Here is an 18,210-nt window from a genome sequence, read left to right on the forward strand (position 1 = left end):
AGAAAAAAAAGAAGTTAAAAAGTAAGAACCTGATCGCACTCTTCCACCCAGTCTGCCAAGTCGTTCATAGTCGCTTTGATTTCAGGCGCAAAATAAGGCTCGTTTTTGTAAATACCGCATCTTGCCTGGCATGTTCCGCAGACTTTCAGTTTAACTCCGTTTTGATACATCTCTTTTAGCATCGCAACCAGATCGTTGTCGTAATTATCCGGTTTTTTATTGCAGTCTCTTGCCAGATCCACGGAATCGTTCATAAGAAATATTCTTACGTCATGCCCGCGTCCATGCATATTTTTGGCAAGTCTAAGCCCGTTCCATGCCACATCGCTTCCGTCATACGGTTCATGGTTAAATATAAAAAGCACTTTCATTTCCACTCCTTTAAATTTTTTTATAAATTCCTTACAACTTCACAACTTACCTACTTTACAACTTACCTACTTCACAACTTTTATTATTTTTCCTTTGTATCCCACAACTTCAATCGCATGCAAAAGTTTTTTTATATTCGTTTTGGTATCGTCAAAGATTACTGTCGCGGTTTTTGTATTTAAAATAACCCTGGCCTTTATTACACCAGGTGTAGTTCTCAATGACTGTTTAACCGCACTTGTGCATAAAGGGCATGTCATTCCCTCCACATGAATTATTGCCACTTTTTGAGCCGCAAAAAGCAGCGTAGAAAAAATAAGCCCGATAAAAAGTTTCCTCATATTATTCTCCTGTCAATAAATACTGCGCCCAGTAAGGATATGTAAGCATAATTGCCACAAACACAGTACCTATACTTAAATATTTTACATAATTTTTGCAAATGCTGCCTTCACACACAGGCCTTTTTCTTAACCTGAAAAACCAGTTCCACCACAAATAGCCTATTATTATAACAGCCGCAACCGTAAAATAATCTCTGTACGGAGCAAACACATGTAAAAAAGAAAGGCTTCCCACACTGACTCCGAACATCAAAAATAAAAGCGGTCCAAGGCAGCATGTACTTGCTAAAATTGCCGTTACGGCAGCTCCGGCTATCAAAGCCCAAAATGATCTGCTCTCTTTCTCGCCTCCGCTTTGCGGCAGGTCAAGCTCACATTCATAACCTTTTACAATTCTGATAACCGTATTTTTACCTTCTTTTTTTGTATCGACATAAAGCCCCTGATTTTGTGCAAATCTCTTAACGTTTTGAATAGAGGAGAAAGAGTTTACCTCAACTTCGAGTATCCCCTCTTCCATTGAATCGAGTGCGTCTTTGGTCCTGAGAACCGGCTCGGGACATGCCAAATCTTTACAGTCGATTCTTTTTACCATTAAAACAGCTCTTGAGACGTAATTTTATATTCAAAACTTTTCGGTGCGTAATAGTTAAGAACATCGTCGTTCACTTCAGCATAAGGATATCCGAACATATTAAGCGGATATTGAGTAGGTTTCGGATACAGTACGAAATCTCTCGCATGATTGAATCCGACCCAGTTCATTTCCCATGAATGCAGATATCTTTTTACAAGTTCCTGAACTTTCGGGTCGTCATATTTTAAACCTTCAACAAGTTCAAGTTTAGTAATATCCGCAGGATCCGCCGGAATCCATCCAGCTCCAGGAATATAATATTCGGCTCTACAGTGCTGCCATGTCGTAATAGTGGCGAAACCATTTTTATCACTCTTACCGAGAGCTTTATCGAAATGGCTTTTACCGAGTCTGATACCGAACACTTCTCTTGCAGGAACACCCGCAGCTCTTACAAGTGCGGTAAACAGTGAACTTAAATCCGTACATTTACCGCCGAAATATCCGTTTTTGTAAATATCGTCGACATTTTGTTCTTTAACCATTTTTTTAACGTCACCCTTACCGCAGCCGATTACTTTAGGATTTCTGAATGTATGAGCCGTACACCAGTAATAAATGGCTTTTACTTTTTCAAATCTGTCGGTTTTTCCTGCGGTAATTTTATCTGCAAGCTCTTTAATAATACCTGTGGTAGGAATATGAGCAGTCGGTTTTAAAAACTTTTGCGCTTCTTCCGGAATAGGAAGATTTTCTTTACTCGCAGCTTCTATTTTTTCAATCGGAACGATTCTCGGTTTAGTCTCTATTTCCATTTCAAGATATGCGAGTTTTCTTTTTGGAGATTTGTCCCACTCGGCATAAAACGTATTTGCGTTGTATTCGTTTTTGCAGTTAATGTCGTAATCATTGTAATTACCAGAAAATTTCAGGAATTTCACTCTTTGATAATCCGCATTGAAAGGCAGAGGATTCCAAAGTCTTGCAGGATAGTCTTTTTCATAATATTTAATATCAAACGCATAATTAACTTTAAATCTTCTAACCTTGTCTTCATTAGCACTCAATACGCTAGGCATTGACGCTACAATTCCTAAAGCTGCACTAGTTTTTAAAAATTCTCTTCTTTCCATAATAACTCCTTTATATTTTTATTATTTTTACTTTTGTCGAACTGAAATCAGGAATACCGCCTAGTAAATCCAAAAGCGGCAGATCATACATATCTTTATCAAGGTATGTTATAAGATTAGGCGTAATCCCCACACCTCTTGTCGGATTTGACAATACTTTATCACCTTTGCAAACTTCCGCACCTCCTTTTAATATATTTTTTGCGTTTTTAATTTCAATTTCACTCGCACCGTGCTGCCAGTGTCCGAAATGATGTGAATATGCAACATTTCCTTCAGTTACAAAGTTTGTAATTTTTACTTTTGTTTTAAGTTTTTTGTTTTGCATATTGTCTATAATAACTTCATCTCCTTCTTTTAACCCTAACCGTCTGGCGTCGTCAGGATTGACTTTAAGCTCAAAATCAGGTTCGTAAAACAGAGCTCTTTCATAACATATGGTTCTTGACTGCGTGTGAAGGGAGGATTTGTATGTTGTAATGTTAAATCCGTCTTCAGGAAGTTTTTTCCCTCTGTATGTCACAAAATCAGGATATTTAAGCCCACCGTAATATTTCTGGCCGGTTATGGTATTAGTTGATTTGGCAAGTCTTTCGTTATAAAGATAAATTTTTTCAAATCCGAACGTGTAGTTTCCGTTTTTATCAAACCAGCTGTTGTTTTTAAACACCCCGCCCCTTGCAACGACCGAACATAAAGCCGTCCACTCGTCTTTGGAAAACATATCTTTATACCTGCTTACAGGATAGTTTTTCTCAACGGCTGTAACGTCTTCTTTATTTCCTTTAACTCCGGAAGTTAAAGCAAGATTATAAATTCCCCTTAAATAATAATCTTCCGCTTTATACAGAGGATAATAATTCCCGTTTTTATCTTTAATCGCTTTTTCACCGTAACCCGGAAGATTCAGTTTTAAAGCCAGATCAATTAAAAACGTCTCAAGACAGATAGGTCTATTGTTTATTTTCGGAGTCTGAGCATCTATAAGAGGCGTTCTCACTCCAGTAAAATGCCCTCCGGGCGCATGAGGAGTTAAAAATCCGTACTGCCCTTCCATATAGGTAATATCCGGAATAATATAATCAGCATAAATATTCGTCTCGTTCACGGTTGTATCTATTGATACGAAAAGAGGCACTTTGTTGTGGTCTTTAAGAGTCTGCTTAAACCTGTATCCTCCCGGCATTGAATATATAAAATCGCTGAAATACGCAAACACTATTTTTGCAGGATACGGGTATTTTAAATCAATTCCGCTTATGGCGGAAACGCTTAATCCCCCTTTTGTAAATTCAAACCAAGGAAGTTTGGACGGATATCCGTGTTTTTTAAATTCGGACGAATGTTCGTATTTTGCTTTCTCCCTGGAAATTTTAACGCCCTTCGGTTTAAGCATTCCGTCGAATTTTTTAAGGTCGTATTTACCTTCTCTCCATTTGCCGGCACCCTTGCCTTTACCTAAATAACCGCCTTTGCGGTTTACGTTTCCGACAAGAGCGTTTAATATCGCAATCGCAAAGCTTGAATACGCCCCGCCGACGTAATTTCCTCCGCCGTGATATGCAAACGCCACGCTTTTCGGAGCGTTTTGCCAAAATTCTCTGGCAAGCGTTTCTATTTCGCTTACATCGATACCGCACTCTTTTGAATAAAATTCAAGCGAGTGTCTGTTTACTTCCTTTTGAAGCAGTGAAAATACGCTTTCACACTTAAACCCTTCTATTTCTCCTTTCCAGAAAAGTTCAGGATTATCAGCATCCGAAGCAAATACAGGCTTTGCATTTTGTATAACAATCTCTTCATCAGAGCCTTTTTTCAAATGTGACGCTTTTAATATCTCACCCTCGTGTTCACCATCCGTAATTACCAGATGAGCCGCGTTTGAATATGTTTTTCTTCCGGCTTTTTCAGCACTTTTTTGCGAAGCGAGTTTTAAAAATTTTTCATCATACCAGCCGTTTTTCAGCATTATCTTAATCATAGCCATTGCAAGAGCTCCGTCTTTTGTAGGTTTTACCGGCACCCATCTGTGAGCCACATGCACGGCTTTAGGAGCTTTAGGGTCTACTAAAACTATTTTAAGCTCGCCGTTTGCAACCCTTCTCGCAATCATTGCACCTGAAGTCGCAACCCCCGGCTGAAGTGCCGAATAGATGTTGGCACCGAAAATCAGCATATATTTTGAATTTTCAAAATCGGCTTTAAGTTCCACTTCCCTGCCGTCTGTGAAAATATAATTGCCCATCCTAAACCCTATACCGCATATATCCGTATGTCCGATATAGTTTTTAGAACCTACTGAATTTAAAAACCATCTTTTAATAAAATGGCTCCTTCCTCCCTGGGATCTCCCGGTAAACCACACAAACTGGTTTCTTTTAGGTCCTAGTTCCGGAGCGTTTTTATCAATAGGCTCGTCGCTTAAAATATCTTTTATTCCCGGATAATATCTATCGTCTCCTAAATGTTTGAAGTTTTTGCCTCCGTTGGCTATTTCGTTAATCAAATCTTCCCATTCGATTTCAACAAATTTGCCTTCCCCTCTTTTTCCGGCTCTTTTGAGAGGTTTTAAAATCCTGTAAGGGTTATTGATATAATCGTTTACCATCTGAGGTTTAGAACACGTTCCCGCTGCATATTTCATTGAATCTTTCACAGGCGTGTCATACGTAATCTGATTAAAACTTCTGTTATAAGGATGGTAAGGGTTGCCGTCTACCTGAACTATTTTATTACCGTTAATCCCGACTCTAAGCCCGCATCTTGCGTTACAGTCAAGACAAACCGTATGTGCGACCTTTTCCGTTTTAGGTCTGTTTTGTTCGGGATAAACGTAAGGATTGGAATATTTGGCTCCTTCAACAAACGTATGATGATGCTGAAGCAGAATATATTTAAGTCTTGGATTGTTATTGAGAAGTTCTTTTAAAGCACCCTCGGGTTTTTTAAGATTTCCGTATATAATTGCGCCTGCCGGACATACGGCTGCACATCTCGGAATATCCCCTTTTGTTATTCTGCTAAAACACATATCGCATTTTTTTGCCTTGCCGTCAATAACAATAGCGTCATGCGGACATGAAGCGACACATGGAGGATTGTTTTGGGCGCATGAAGCCTCACATCTGTTTTCATCTATAAGCACTACCGAATCTTCGATTTTTATCGCATTATACTGACATGCGTCTTTACAAGGCTTATGAAGACACTCTTTACACATATTTTCAAGTTCAAAATTAAGCCTTGCATGAGGATAGCTTCCTTCTTCATTTTCACTCATTTTAAAAAGCAGCGTTTTTACAGGCAGGTCTTTTTCAAGCTGACAGGCCGCCATACATGCTTTACAGTCCATACATCTGCTTTTGTCGTAAATAAGAACAGGCAAAAAATCATCTTCAACATTAATAGCGGCGCCTTTTAAAGTACTTCCGAGAAAAATACTCAATCCGCCCAGTTTTAAAAACTCTCTTCTTTTCATAGCACCTCTTTATAAACTTATGACTTCGGTATGTAAAAGCATATCCATGGTATCGTAGGCATTGCCGATTTCGCCGACTTTTAAATCTTCTGCGGGAATATTGTAATGATTCATACAAAGTCCACATGAATAGATCTTTACACCTCTTTTTTCAAATTCTTTAAGTATTTCTATTACTTCGGCATTTTCTTCTTTTGTGGTTAAAAAAACGCCTTCGTTAACAAAAATAATATTCTTAGGCAGTTTTTTAAATTCTAGCGTTGTTTTTAAAAAGCCTTTCATTAAAACGCTTCCGAGTTCTCCGTTTCCGACTTTATCCGTTTTTATAAACAGTGATTTGTTTAAAAATTTTTCTTCGTCTTCGTCATCCGCAACTATCGCACATTCATAACCTTTAACAATGGTTATCAGCGTATCGCCGTTATCCAGTTCTTCAACTTTGGGTTCAAATCCGTTATTCATTGCGTATCTTTTCACATTTTGCACTGAAGATACGGAATTAACCAATACTTCCAGAATTCCCTCATCCATTTCTTCAAGCGCTTTTTTGGTTTCAAGCACAGGCTGAGGGCATGCCATATTACGGCAGTCAATCTTTTTATTCATAATACTCTCCTTTGGTTTTAAAAAGATTTAAATATAAAACACCCCGGTAATGAGAATTTTATGCATGTAAAATAACAACAGGTTAATTAAAAATTAAGAATTTGCTTGAAGTACATCATGAAGCTATTAGAAGTTGCTGCTTCATGTGTGTCTCTGAACCTCAGAGCTTACAGCGTCAGAGAATTATAGCTCACTATTCTTAAAAATCTCTTAAACTTTTAAAAAATCAAAAATATATTATCCGTTTTTTGATATCATATAAAAAACAAAAGGCCTGCTATGGAACCGGTGTATAAATTTAAAATAAAAAAAGTCAAAAACGGAAAAAAATTCGATTTTGAAGACACTTTGATCAGGGAAATAAGAACCGACATACATATAAACGGACAAAAAACCGTATCAATGATGGCGACACCAGTAGATCTCGAAGCTTTGGCCGTGGGATACCTGATAAGCGAAGGAATAATAAGCTCATTTAACGATATTGAAAAAATCGAACTTAAAAACGACGGACTTATTATTGACGTTACGGCAAAAGCCGACACCAAAAAAATAGAAAAACTGAACGAAGAAGCCATAATAGTTAGCGGATGCGGCAAAAGCGTCACATCAAACATAGATATCGATCCTTCGAAAATAGAAGCTGAAAAAATCGATTCCGACATTACAATAAAAATTTCCGATATTTCAAAACAGATGGGCGAATTTTACAAATCATGTCCTTTGTATGAAAAAACAGGATGCGTCCACACGGCAAGACTCTATTTTGACGAACACACATATTTCGATGCCGAAGACATAGCACAGCATTCAACCGTAGACAAGGCTGTCGGAAAGGCGATAATTGCGGGATACTCTCCCAAAAACGGTATAATGATGGTAAGCGGAAGGCTTAGCAGCGAAATGGTAGTCAAAGCCGTTATGCATAAAATACCGATATTGATATCAAGAACAGCTACAACATGCCTCGGTGCAAAAATAGCAGATACGTTCGGCCTAACGCTTGTAGGTTTCGCAAGAGGCGAAAGAATGAACATATACACCCATGACTGGAGAATTGAAGAAGGATAAAAAATGGAAAATATTAAAGAACTTATTGAAAAATATAAAAACGAAGAAAACAGACTCACATGCGCAAAAGCATATGTAGTGGCAAAAAAAGCGGGAGTTGAACCTATTGTTGTAGGAAAAGCGGCGGATGAAATGGGTGTTAGAATTACAGACTGCGGACTCGGACAGTTTGGAAAACTGGATTTTACGGACAGTTACGAAAAAGAAATAATTGACGAGCTTCAACAGCTGGCCGATGAAAAAAACAGGGTCTTTTGCAAAGATGCCAGAAAACTTGCAGAAAAATACAATCTAAAAAAAGTCAGAAGCGCAATAAAAGACAACGGCTTTGAAGTAATATACTGTGAACTAGGCGTATTTAAAGAAAAAAAACGTCCAAGAGCTTTTATAAAAACAAAAATATGGATTGAAGACAATAAAGGAAATTTGCTGTTTGGAAAAGGTAAAACAGAGATTTTGGAACTTATAGAAAAAGAAGGATCCATTGCAAAAGCGGCTGAAAAAATGGGACTAAACTACAAAAAAGCTTGGAATCATATTAAAATTCTGCAAAAAAACCTTGAAGACGAGCTTGTTACGGTTGAAAAAGGAGTAAAAGGAGGCACATATCTCACTCCTAAAGCAAAAGAATATATAGAAGTTTACAAACAGCTGGAAAATGAAATTCAGGATTTTGCGAATAAAAGATTTAAAGAACTTTATTTAAAAAAATTAAAAGGAAAGAAATGATAACACTTGATAAGATTTCTTTTTCCCAGGCATTGGATTTATGTCTTGAAAACACATCTGAAACAATTATAAAGAAGCAGGTTTTTATATACGACGCATTAAAAGAGTTTATTGCCGAAGACGTAAAAGCCGAAAGAAACTCCCCCGCTTTTACCAATTCCGCAATGGACGGCTTTGCTTTTAAACATTCGGATAACAGAAAACTGAAAGTAGTTAAAACAATCTATGCGGGAGACAAATATGAAGATTTTGACATTAAAGAAAACGAATGCGTGCGGATTATGACGGGAGCAAGAGTGCCTGAAGGGTTAGATACGGTTATTCCGATTGAAAAATGTATAAGCGTTACAGACAATGAAATAGAAATACCGGAAATAAAAAAAGGCTCAAATGTAAGGCTTAAAGGAGAAGAATTCGCTAAAGGCGACGTTTTAATCCAAAAAGGCACGGAAATAACCCCGGAAATTATAGCTATGCTTGTAAATCAGGGAATAGTAAACGTAAATATTTACGTAAAACCCAAAATAGCCATTTTATCAACCGGAAACGAACTCAAAGACCCGTGGGAAAGCGCGGATGAGGACGAAGTGTACAATATAAACTCGCATGCAATAAAAATGCTTTTACAAAAACACGGATTCAAAGCCGATATTATAGGAATAATTCCCGACACCCTAGATAAAACCGTCGAATTTATAAAAACGCTGAAAACAAAATACGATGTAATCATCACAAGCGGCGGAATCAGTTTCGGAGATGCCGACTTTTTATACGAAGCTTATCTTAAAAACGGTCTCAAACCTCTGTTTCACGGAATAATGGTAAAACCCGGACGTCCTACAATGGCAGGAATTATGGATAACGTATTTGTATTTGCGCTTCCGGGAAATCCTTTGAGCTCATATATAAACGCATTCGGTCTGGTTATTCCGACTTTAAGAAAATTAAGCGGCGCAGATGCCTATTATCATAACATCGTTTTAGCGGAAAACCTGAAAGATTTTAAAGTAAATCCGAAAAAAGACCACACTATTCTCGGTAAATATGAAAACGGAAAATGGGAAGCATATAACGGCTACAAATACGGTTCGGGGATGCTGAGCCCGCTTATAAATTCTAATTCGCTAATGATTTTAAACAAAGGAAAAGAAATTATTAAAAAAGGCGAAACAGTAAGAATAGTTCCTTTTGAGTGCTCATTCGGTAAAAAATGTTTTACTTTTAACACATAATAGTGTATAATAAATTAAATATACATTAAATTTTAAGGTTATATATGAAAAAGTTGCTTTTATTGTTATGTGTATCTCTTATATATGCCGCAGAGGTGAATTTAACAAAAGACGAAAGTGAGTTTATCAAAACTCACACCGTCAAATGCATTACGACAGGGAGCTGGGCACCTTTCAATACCGTAGAAAACGGTAAGCTTGTCGGCATCTCGGTTGACATATGGAATATAATAAAAAAGAGACTTCACATAAAATCAGAATGTTTAATTACTTCATGGCCAAATGTAATAGACGCAATCAAACATCAAAGAGCCGATTTGACAATCGGTACAAGCAAACTACCCTCAAGAGAAAAATTTGCTATTTTTACAAAACCGTATGCAGAGTTTCCCATTGCCATCGCAACAAAAAACAACGTAGGTTTTATAGGTTCTATGAATTTTTTAAAAAATAAAAAAATTGCGGTAGGGAAAAACTACACTGCAGATTTATTATTAAAAAAACATTATCCAAATTTTCAGATTATAGAAGTCGAAAACGTTAAACAGGCCCTCAAACTTGTAAGTGAAGGCAAAGCCTACGCAGCTATAGACATTATGCCTGTACTTGTTTACAATATAAACAAATACTCATTTGCAAATCTGAAAATTGCAGGCAAAACGCCTTGGAAATTCGAATTACGATTTATGCTTTCAAAAAATAACAAACTTTTGGCATCCGCTATTAATAAAGTAATAGATACAATCACACCCCAGCAGAAAAAACAGATTTATAAAAAATGGGTTCATGTTACTTATCAGGAAGGCTATTCTTTGAAAGAAATACTTTCAGTTATATTTATAGCTTCAATAATTATCGGACTTTTATGCGTTTATATATTTTCTTTAAAAAAAGAGATCAAAAAAAGAAAACTGCTCGAAAAAGAGCTTCAGAAACTTTCCATAATAGATTCGCTGACCGGAATTTTCAACAGGTATAAAATAGATATGGCATTAAAACAGCAGATTTCTTATGCAAAAAGAAACAAAACCCCTCTTAGCATCATATTTTTTGATATTGACCATTTTAAAAAAATAAACGACAACCACGGGCATAAAATCGGAGATGAAATATTAATGGAGTTAACCGAACTTATAAAAAATAATGTAAGAGAATATGACATATTCGGAAGATGGGGAGGTGAAGAGTTTATTATTATTCTTCCTAATACGGATCTAATACAGGCGTTAAAAGTAGCAGAAAAACTTAAAAACAAAATTGAATCATATCCTTTCAAATACATCCATCATTTAACATGCAGTTTCGGTGTTACCGAACTTACGGAAGACGATACCAGCGACAGTATCGTCATTAGAGCCGACAATTATATGTACGAGGCTAAAAAACGGGGAAGAAACAGAATCGTTTCCGATTTAAACTATCATTTTTAACTTTTTAAAAATTTTTATATACTTTCATTAAAGTTAGAAAAAGGGCGGGGTTTTTATGCGGAGATTTTTAATATTTTTATTTGTTTCATCGGTTTTTTTATACGGTAAATTAAATCTTACAAAAGAAGAAAACAACTTCATTAAAACACACAGCGTCAAATGTATTTTAACTCCCAACTGGGCTCCGTTTAATACTAAAATAAACGGTAAAATCGCCGGTATATCGGTTGATTATTGGAATCTGATAAAAAAAAGACTTCATTTAAAATCCGATTTTATAATCACAGACAAATGGGAAACGGTCTTAAATAAAATAAGACTTAAACAGGCCGATGTTGCCCTTTCCGCCAGCAAAACAAAAGACAGGGAAAAATATTCCATATTCACAAAACCATATGCGGTTTTTCCTATTGCAATAGCTACAAGAAACAATATCGGCTACATAGCTTCCATGCAGTTTTTAAAAAATAAAATCATTGTAGTGGGTAAAAACTATACTGCAGCCAGGCTTCTTAAAGAAAAATATCCGAAATTCAACATACTTGAAGTAGAAAATATTAAAACAGCCCTTAAAATGGTAAGCGAAGGAAAAGCCTACGCAGCCATAGACATTATGCCCGTACTTATATACAACATAAACAAATATGAATTTGCAAATTTGAAAATCTCAGGCAAAACACCTCTTAAATTCAAAATGCAGTTTATGGTAAGAAATGACTATAAACCTCTTGTATCAGCGATAAACAAAGCAATTGACACAATCACACCCCGGGAAAAAAACAAAATATATTCTAAATGGATATATGTTAATTATCAAAACGGTTTCAGTTTAAAGCAGGTGCTTATAGGCTCTTTGATAATAGGGATAATGGTTACCGTTTTATTTATTTACTGGATTATAAGACTGAAAAAAGAAATCAAAAAAAGACACCAGCTTGAAGAGGAACTCAGAAAAATATCTTTTTACGATTCTTTGACATCAATATACAACAGATATAAAATAGACATGTCTTTAAAAACCCAAATAGAACTTTCAAAAAGATACAAAACGCCTCTTAGCATTATTTTCTTTGATATTGACGATTTTAAAAAAATAAACGACACTTACGGACATAAAATAGGTGACGAAGTATTAATAGAACTTTCAAAAACAATAAAAGAAAACATCAGACAGACTGACATTTTCGGAAGATGGGGAGGCGAAGAGTTTATTATTATTCTTCCAAACACTAACGTTACCGTTGCGCAAAAAATTGCTCAGAAACTAAAAAGAGTCATTGAAAATCATAATTTCCCTTTTATAAAAAAACTTACCTGCAGTTTCGGAGTTACCGAAATGAAAGAAAACGACTCAATTAACACTCTGACCGTCCGGGCGGACACTCTGCTTTATGAAGCGAAAAAACAGGGTAAAAACAGAGTTATTTCAGATTTGAACTCATAAATATTTCATCTAATTTATTGATATTTATCCTGTATTTTCTTTTTGGAAGTTTTTGAAGCACCTCTTTATCCTGTAAATCTTTAAAAAGTTTAATAAGCGTTGGTTTGCTTATATTTATTTCTTCCATTATATCGTTATAAGAAAGTGAAAAAGAATATTCGTCGTCCATGTTTTTAACTATCATTTTAATAACTTCAAGCTGTTTGCTTTCGCATATAACTGAAGCTATTTTAAATAAAAGCGTACTGTTTACAAGCTCTTTTTCCTGATATACAGGTAAAAGCACTTCGTAAAGACTGTCTAAAAGTTCTTTTATTTTTATAGGTTTAACCAGATAATTAACGGCTTTAAGTTTTATTGCATCAAGCAGATAATCCGTTTCCGTATAAGCCGTTGTCAATATAAACGGTATGTCTATTCCGTTTTGTTTTAAAAAAGATATAAATTCAAGACCGTTTTTATCGCCTATTAAAATATCGCTTATTATTACGTCTACATGTTTTTCTTTTATTATTTTATACGCATCGGTCGTATTTTCGGCAACAAAAAGATTTTTTACGAAATCCTCCAAAATTTCACTCAGATTTTTTAGAAGACTGCTGTCGTCTTCAATATACAATATCTTAAACTCTTTTAAAATATCATAATTTTTCATGAGTATCCTTTATAGGAATAGTAATTTCAAACATGGCGCAATTATACATAATTTCCGTTCCCATTTTATGTCTGATATTCATAGCTTTAATTTTACCGTGCATGTGCTCTTCGATAATCTGTTTTGCCATATAAAGCCCTATTCCGCTTCCTTTGTCCTTTAATTTCGTAGTAAAATACGGTTCGAATATTTTTTCCAGATGTTCCTCTTTTATTCCTCCCCCGTTGTCGATTACACTGATTATTATTGAATTTTTTTCTTTTTTGATTATTACAAGAATCTTTTTGGGCTCAACACTGCTTTCTTTTAACGAATCTATTGCATTGTTTAATATATTCAGACACACATGTGAGAGTTCATTTTTATACCCTACAATTTTAATGTCGTCTTTTATATGTACTTCCAGCACTATTTTATATTTTTCAAGCATGTGAGAAACCAGTTTTTTAGAATGAAATATACATTCTTTTATACTAAGAGTCTTTTTTGTCTTATCGGGTCTGAAGAAGTTTTTAAAATCATCTATAGTTTTAGACATATTATCAGCGAGTTCAAGCGCTTCTTCCGTTTTCCTGTCTATATATTCAGGGGTCAGTTTATTCATTTCATTTTTAAGTTTTATAGACTGAAGAATCAAAGATATACTACCGAGCGGCTGCCTCCACTGATGTGCAATATTTTGAAGCATCTCACCCATTGCGGCGAGTTTGCTCTGCTGAAACATTATTTTATCTTTTTTTCTGTTTTCTTCAACGGCCTTTTTAATTCTTTTTTCAAGGTTTCTGTTTATTTTTTCAAGCTCTTTTGTTTTTTCTTTTACGGTTTTCTCAAGATCAATATGTATTTTTTTGAAATTCTCTATTATAAGTATCATAAGCGTTATACTGAAAACAAAAACGATTACAATACTTATTATCGAAGCTTTTATTACAAAAGCAAATCTTTTGTCAGTTTTGTTTTTACGCTCAATAGCTTTTTTAATATTTGCGTTAATAATATCCGAAAGATAAATATTTATAGTATTGATATTGTTTTTAAGATTGCCGTAATCCACAAAAGATGTATTTAAAAATTTGTCTATCTGTCCGTTAATTCTTTTCTTAAGATTCAATATATTCTGCATGACAAGAGCTTCAAATCCGAAAACATTCATTTTTTGGGAAAGATATGATTTCCATTCTTTATTAATAAGCTCTTTGGCAAGAGAAATCACCTCTTTTGCCTGTTTTAAATTTATTTCTCCGTTTTTATACTGGTTTATCGTTTCGTAAACGTTTATTTTGTATAAGTCTTTTATATTCTCGAGTTTAACTACCGGAACCGTTCTTTTTTGAAAAAGCGTATCGATATCGTTTTTAAAAGTAAAAATAGAATACTGAGACAAAATTATAATAGTTATCATCGCAAACAGAATAACAAATATTAAAAGTTTTGTTTTTGCAAAAAATCCGAGTCTGTCTAGGAACTTAAAATTCATTTTATTTCTTTAAACTGTCTGTTTTTATATATGTATAAATATGTTTTGTTAAGAAGCTGATTGTTTTTATAATTTATTTTAATTCCTTGTAGAAAGTTTTTCGGCGTGTTTTTAATTATACTAATTAAATGAAAAGGCGTATACGGAAATGAAAGTTTTTCAAAAGCCCTTAATAGTATTTTATTGGCCAGATACGCCTCAAAAGCAAAAAAAGTCGGCTGTTTTTCAGGATATAATTTCTTAAGCTCTTTTTTAAACAGTACCGCTTCTTTAATGTTTTTATCGTTGTAATAAGGCACAACTTCCGAAAAGATAATATTTTTTTTATTTTTCAAAAGTTTAACCAATATATCGGGATTGACAAAGGAAATTGTACAAAAAACCGTTTTAGGATCAATTTTTCTGTATTTTTCAATAAACATGGCGCTGACTTTAGAAGTACTGCCCATTATTATAGCCTGAGGTCTGTTGTGAGATATTTCATTAAGAGCGGAAGTTATAAAAAACGTATTTCTTTTGTATGTTCCGACACCGTTAAGTTTTAAATTTCTGTTTTTCAATATTTTATACGTCTGATAGTAAATCTCGTTTCCGTATTCGTCATTCTGATAAAAAACACCGATTTTCTTAATATTGTGTTTTAAAAGATATTTTACGATTTTTTTTATTTCATCTTTATATGACGCCCTGAAGTTTATTACATATCTGTTTTTTCTTAAAAATTCGGCCCCAGTAAACGGAGCATACAGATAAATTGAATTATCATTCAAAAAAGGTAAAATTTCTTTTACCGTAGGTGTTCCGACAATACCGTACATTAAAAACACATTCTGTTTATAAAGTTTTTTTATATTTTCTTTTGTAAGTTTAGGCTCATATTTATCATCTAAAAACTCATATTTTATTTTCTTTCTAAAACCGTCGGAATAAAAATCAAAGCTAATATCAGTTCCCAGTCTTACGGTATTTCCCATTTCATTCATAATACCTTTCAAAGGCAGGGATGAACCTATTAAATAAACTTTTCTGGAGTTATTAAAATAATAAAAACCGATAAGAATAATTAATATAGACAAAGCTGCTATTTTTTTCAACTTTTCATCCTTTTAATTAATTTAATCAAAAAAAAGTGCTTCTAATGTGCCTTTGATTTTGTTTGATTTACTATTTAAGCTTCATTTAAGTTTTATAGTGATATAATGTTTTTATCAAACTTAAAGGTTCACAATGATTGAATACGTATATTTTTCAAATGAACTTGAATTCCCTTTGCCAGAAAGCATTACCTTCACTAACAACAGTTCCGAAAAAGCCATTATATCCAACTCGAAACAGATTGAAGCGGAAATTTACGCTCCGGAAATAGATTTTTATATTAAAAATAGTGAAGACGAAACTCTGAAAAAAATAGAAAACATTGAAAAACTTTACCAAATCAGAGGTATTAAATTCGACAGTGCGAAATACAACGAATATGAAAAAGAAATCGGCAACAAAGTTTTAGTTATAGGCAATAAAGAACAGGCCGAAAAACTTTCCTTGGATGATTTTGAAGTTTATTACGCCCTTCCGGAATGGATTAAAAACATTACTGGAACAATAGGCGCTCTTGAATTTACCATAGATAAAAACGGAGAAACAATAAAACTCTCAGTCGATCAGGCAATATGGTTCAATGCTCCCGATGCTGCTTATAAACAAAGAGGAATTGTAGACCCGGAAGACATCGGAATTGAAAAAAGCACCGAAATATTAAAAAAAAGAGCAGGAATATACGGCTACCGAAACTATATAACATACGACATAAACATATGTCAGTATAACGGCCGCGTACTTAAAGAAACATGCGGAAATTGTGCTGATGTATGTCCGACAAACGCAATTTTAAAAATAGACGAAGAAAAAAAACTTCTTTTTTCACATATAGACTGTGACGGATGCGGAGGATGCGTAAGCGTATGTCCAAGCGGAGCGCTTGATTTCTCAGCTGTTCCGAGAGACACTTTTGAAGAAATATCGAAATTTTATAAAAACACAATACCTTTAATACTTCCTGAAGATTTAATTGACAGTTTAAATATAAAACTAAAACCAAACGTTTTGCCTCTTGCAATAGAAGGCGCGAAATTCTTGGATGAAACACATTTTTTAACCTTAGTTCAGGAAAGTTCTTCACAGATTGTTTTCTATACCGACAGACTCTCAAAAGGGGAAAAAGAAGCAATTGATCTGATAAATGCCGTTTATGAAAAAATATACAATAAAAAAGCGGTTCTTTTAGCCCAAAATGAAGAAGAACTAAAATCCGTATTAAATAAAGCCGAATTATCCCCTGAATTCTCATACACTATAAATCCACAATCTGCAAAAAAAAGAGAAAAATTCGCAATGAGACTTTCCGCGGTTGTAGATAAAGATTACGGTATTATCGACCTTAACGGCAACAGTTATATACATTACGGAAAAATAGAAATAGATGCTGATAAATGTACACTTTGCATGGGATGCGTAAGCGTATGCAACGCCGGAGCATTAACAGCTCATCCTGAAGACAATTCCCTTAAATTCGATGCAGGCGTATGTACGGACTGCGGATATTGCGAAATAGCGTGTCCGGAAAAATGCATTGACGTTATTTATGACAGACTTGAGTTAAATCCAGAATATTTCGGCCAGAAAACAATGGCGGTTGACGAGCCTTTTTACTGCATAATGTGCGGTAAACCGTTTGCCACCAAAAAATCAATCGCAAAAATCGCTTCAATGCTGCTGCCTGTTTTTACGGATGAAATAAAGAAAAAATCTATTTACTGCTGTCAGGATTGCAAAGCAAAACTAGTATTTAGCGACTATTTAGAAAGGAAACTTAATGAAAAATAGAGAAATAAACGAAGCCAGAGCTTTTTATTACGGATTTTTTTCAAAACTTTTTACGTTCAGTTATGATAAAAACAGATTTGAAGGCGTTAAAGAGGCGGCTGAGCTTTTATATCAAAACGCTCTTGAAGAAAACTCCAAAAAAGCGCTGGCACACTTTATAGAAAACTTTAATGAAAAAAAACTGGCAGACGAATATGACGAAATATTCTACGACCTTTCACAGGATCCCGTGCCTACAACAGCTTCATTTTACGATGAAGAAATAGAAAACGGAAAAATGAAAGTAAAAATGGTTGATATAGTATTAGGCTCAAAATTCAGGAAAAACGAAGAATACAAAGACAGCGAAGACGATATCGGTTTTATTTTTCCTTTCATGCAGCATCTAATACTTGAAAAACTCAAAGGAGATGAAAAATCCGAGTGGCTTGAAAATAAAACATTCGATATTTTAAATACATTTATCGACGAATTTACGGAAAATGTCTATATGCATCAGGCTTCGGATCTTTACAAAGACATAGCAGTGGTGTTAAAAGCTTTTACAGAAACGGAAAGACTGTTTTTGGAAAAACCTAAACCTGTAATAGAAAAAATAAAAAAAGAAAGTTGTGAAGTCTGTATAGCAGACGAAGAAGCGGCTATCAGAAAAAGAAACAAAAAAAGACAAAACAATACAATGGTATGTAATCTTGAAGAAGGCGGAGATGTTGAAGATGAAGTTTAAAAAATTGAGAATTGAGAATGGAGAATTGAGAATTAAAATATTACTGCAAAATGCA

The 18,210-nt window shown here is 34.6% G+C and carries 16 protein-coding genes; 7 read left to right on the forward strand and 9 right to left on the reverse strand.

The features are described from left to right. Nucleotides 1-14: 14 nt before the first annotated feature. From C3L23_RS06760 to yedF, 6 genes are all read right to left on the reverse strand, one after another. Entirely contained in the window at nt 15-371 is a 357-nt protein-coding gene (locus C3L23_RS06760) for a DsrE/DsrF/TusD sulfur relay family protein (RefSeq protein WP_127681127.1), read from the reverse strand. A gap of 66 nt (nt 372-437) precedes the next feature. Further along, nucleotides 438-713 (reverse strand): heavy-metal-associated domain-containing protein, encoded by a 276-nt coding sequence (locus C3L23_RS06765; protein WP_127681128.1) that lies wholly within the window; start codon nt 711-713, stop codon nt 438-440. Nucleotide 714: 1 nt separating this feature from the next. Beyond that, the gene (locus tag C3L23_RS06770) at nt 715-1,311 is read right to left on the reverse strand and encodes a mercuric transporter MerT family protein (protein ID WP_127681129.1); all 597 of its coding nucleotides are present in this window, start codon (nt 1,309-1,311) and stop codon (nt 715-717) included. Next, complete coding sequence (locus tag C3L23_RS06775) at nt 1,311-2,426, reverse strand: transglutaminase family protein (protein WP_127681130.1); 1,116 nt, start codon at nt 2,424-2,426, stop codon at nt 1,311-1,313. The genes C3L23_RS06770 and C3L23_RS06775 overlap by 1 nt, the downstream gene beginning before the upstream one ends. A 10-nt stretch (nt 2,427-2,436) precedes the next feature. Continuing rightward, complete coding sequence (locus C3L23_RS06780) at nt 2,437-5,904, reverse strand: molybdopterin-dependent oxidoreductase (RefSeq protein WP_127681132.1); 3,468 nt, start codon at nt 5,902-5,904, stop codon at nt 2,437-2,439. Between the two features lie 9 nt (nt 5,905-5,913). Continuing rightward, a complete protein-coding gene (yedF, locus tag C3L23_RS06785) occupies nt 5,914-6,510 on the reverse strand; it encodes a sulfurtransferase-like selenium metabolism protein YedF (protein WP_127681134.1) in 597 nt (198 codons plus the stop codon). A 279-nt stretch (nt 6,511-6,789) separates the two neighbouring features. Here yedF and fdhD point away from each other — a divergent pair, with 279 nt between their 5' ends. From fdhD to C3L23_RS06810, 5 genes are read left to right on the forward strand one after another with little or no spacing between them, the layout of a single operon-like run. After that, nucleotides 6,790-7,581 (forward strand): formate dehydrogenase accessory sulfurtransferase FdhD, encoded by a 792-nt coding sequence (fdhD, locus tag C3L23_RS06790; RefSeq protein WP_127681136.1) that lies wholly within the window; start codon nt 6,790-6,792, stop codon nt 7,579-7,581. Between the two features lie 3 nt (nt 7,582-7,584). Next, the gene (locus tag C3L23_RS06795) at nt 7,585-8,310 is read left to right on the forward strand and encodes a winged helix-turn-helix domain-containing protein (RefSeq protein WP_127681138.1); all 726 of its coding nucleotides are present in this window, start codon (nt 7,585-7,587) and stop codon (nt 8,308-8,310) included. Continuing rightward, nucleotides 8,307-9,542 (forward strand): molybdopterin molybdotransferase MoeA, encoded by a 1,236-nt coding sequence (locus C3L23_RS06800; protein ID WP_127681140.1) that lies wholly within the window; start codon nt 8,307-8,309, stop codon nt 9,540-9,542. The genes C3L23_RS06795 and C3L23_RS06800 overlap by 4 nt, the downstream gene beginning before the upstream one ends. Before the next feature lie 44 nt (nt 9,543-9,586). After that, nucleotides 9,587-10,972 (forward strand): diguanylate cyclase, encoded by a 1,386-nt coding sequence (locus C3L23_RS06805; RefSeq protein ID WP_127681142.1) that lies wholly within the window; start codon nt 9,587-9,589, stop codon nt 10,970-10,972. Nucleotides 10,973-11,027: 55 nt separating this feature from the next. Then, nucleotides 11,028-12,416 carry a diguanylate cyclase gene (locus tag C3L23_RS06810; RefSeq protein ID WP_127681144.1) on the forward strand — a complete coding sequence of 463 codons (1,389 nt, stop codon included), beginning with the start codon at nt 11,028-11,030 and terminating at the stop codon, nt 12,414-12,416. On the opposite strand, the gene C3L23_RS06815 is transcribed toward C3L23_RS06810, so the two are convergent. The 3 genes from C3L23_RS06815 to C3L23_RS06825 are packed head-to-tail and all read right to left on the reverse strand — an operon-like array spanning nt 12,394 to nt 15,642. Continuing rightward, complete coding sequence (locus tag C3L23_RS06815) at nt 12,394-13,071, reverse strand: response regulator (protein WP_127681146.1); 678 nt, start codon at nt 13,069-13,071, stop codon at nt 12,394-12,396. The two genes, C3L23_RS06810 and C3L23_RS06815, sit on opposite strands and share 23 nt — an antisense overlap. Further along, complete coding sequence (locus tag C3L23_RS06820) at nt 13,058-14,548, reverse strand: sensor histidine kinase (RefSeq protein WP_127681148.1); 1,491 nt, start codon at nt 14,546-14,548, stop codon at nt 13,058-13,060. Before C3L23_RS06820 ends, C3L23_RS06815 begins: the two co-directional genes overlap by 14 nt. Continuing rightward, nucleotides 14,545-15,642, reverse strand: a complete 1,098-nt coding sequence (locus tag C3L23_RS06825; protein WP_127681150.1) for an ABC transporter substrate-binding protein — start codon at nt 15,640-15,642, stop codon at nt 14,545-14,547. The genes C3L23_RS06820 and C3L23_RS06825 overlap by 4 nt, the downstream gene beginning before the upstream one ends. A gap of 133 nt (nt 15,643-15,775) precedes the next feature. On the opposite strand from C3L23_RS06825, the gene C3L23_RS06830 reads away from it, so the two are divergent. Both C3L23_RS06830 and C3L23_RS06835 read left to right on the forward strand, forming a co-directional pair. Next, nucleotides 15,776-17,428, forward strand: a complete 1,653-nt coding sequence (locus C3L23_RS06830) for a 4Fe-4S binding protein (protein ID WP_127681152.1) — start codon at nt 15,776-15,778, stop codon at nt 17,426-17,428. Then, a complete protein-coding gene (locus C3L23_RS06835; RefSeq protein WP_127681154.1) occupies nt 17,418-18,155 on the forward strand; it encodes a molecular chaperone in 738 nt (245 codons plus the stop codon). Before C3L23_RS06830 ends, C3L23_RS06835 begins: the two co-directional genes overlap by 11 nt. Nucleotides 18,156-18,210 lie beyond the last annotated feature (55 nt).

The sequence above is a fragment of the Nautilia sp. PV-1 genome (genome assembly GCF_004006315.1).
In the GTDB taxonomy this organism is placed as follows: domain Bacteria; phylum Campylobacterota; class Campylobacteria; order Campylobacterales; family Nautiliaceae; genus Nautilia; species Nautilia profundicola_A.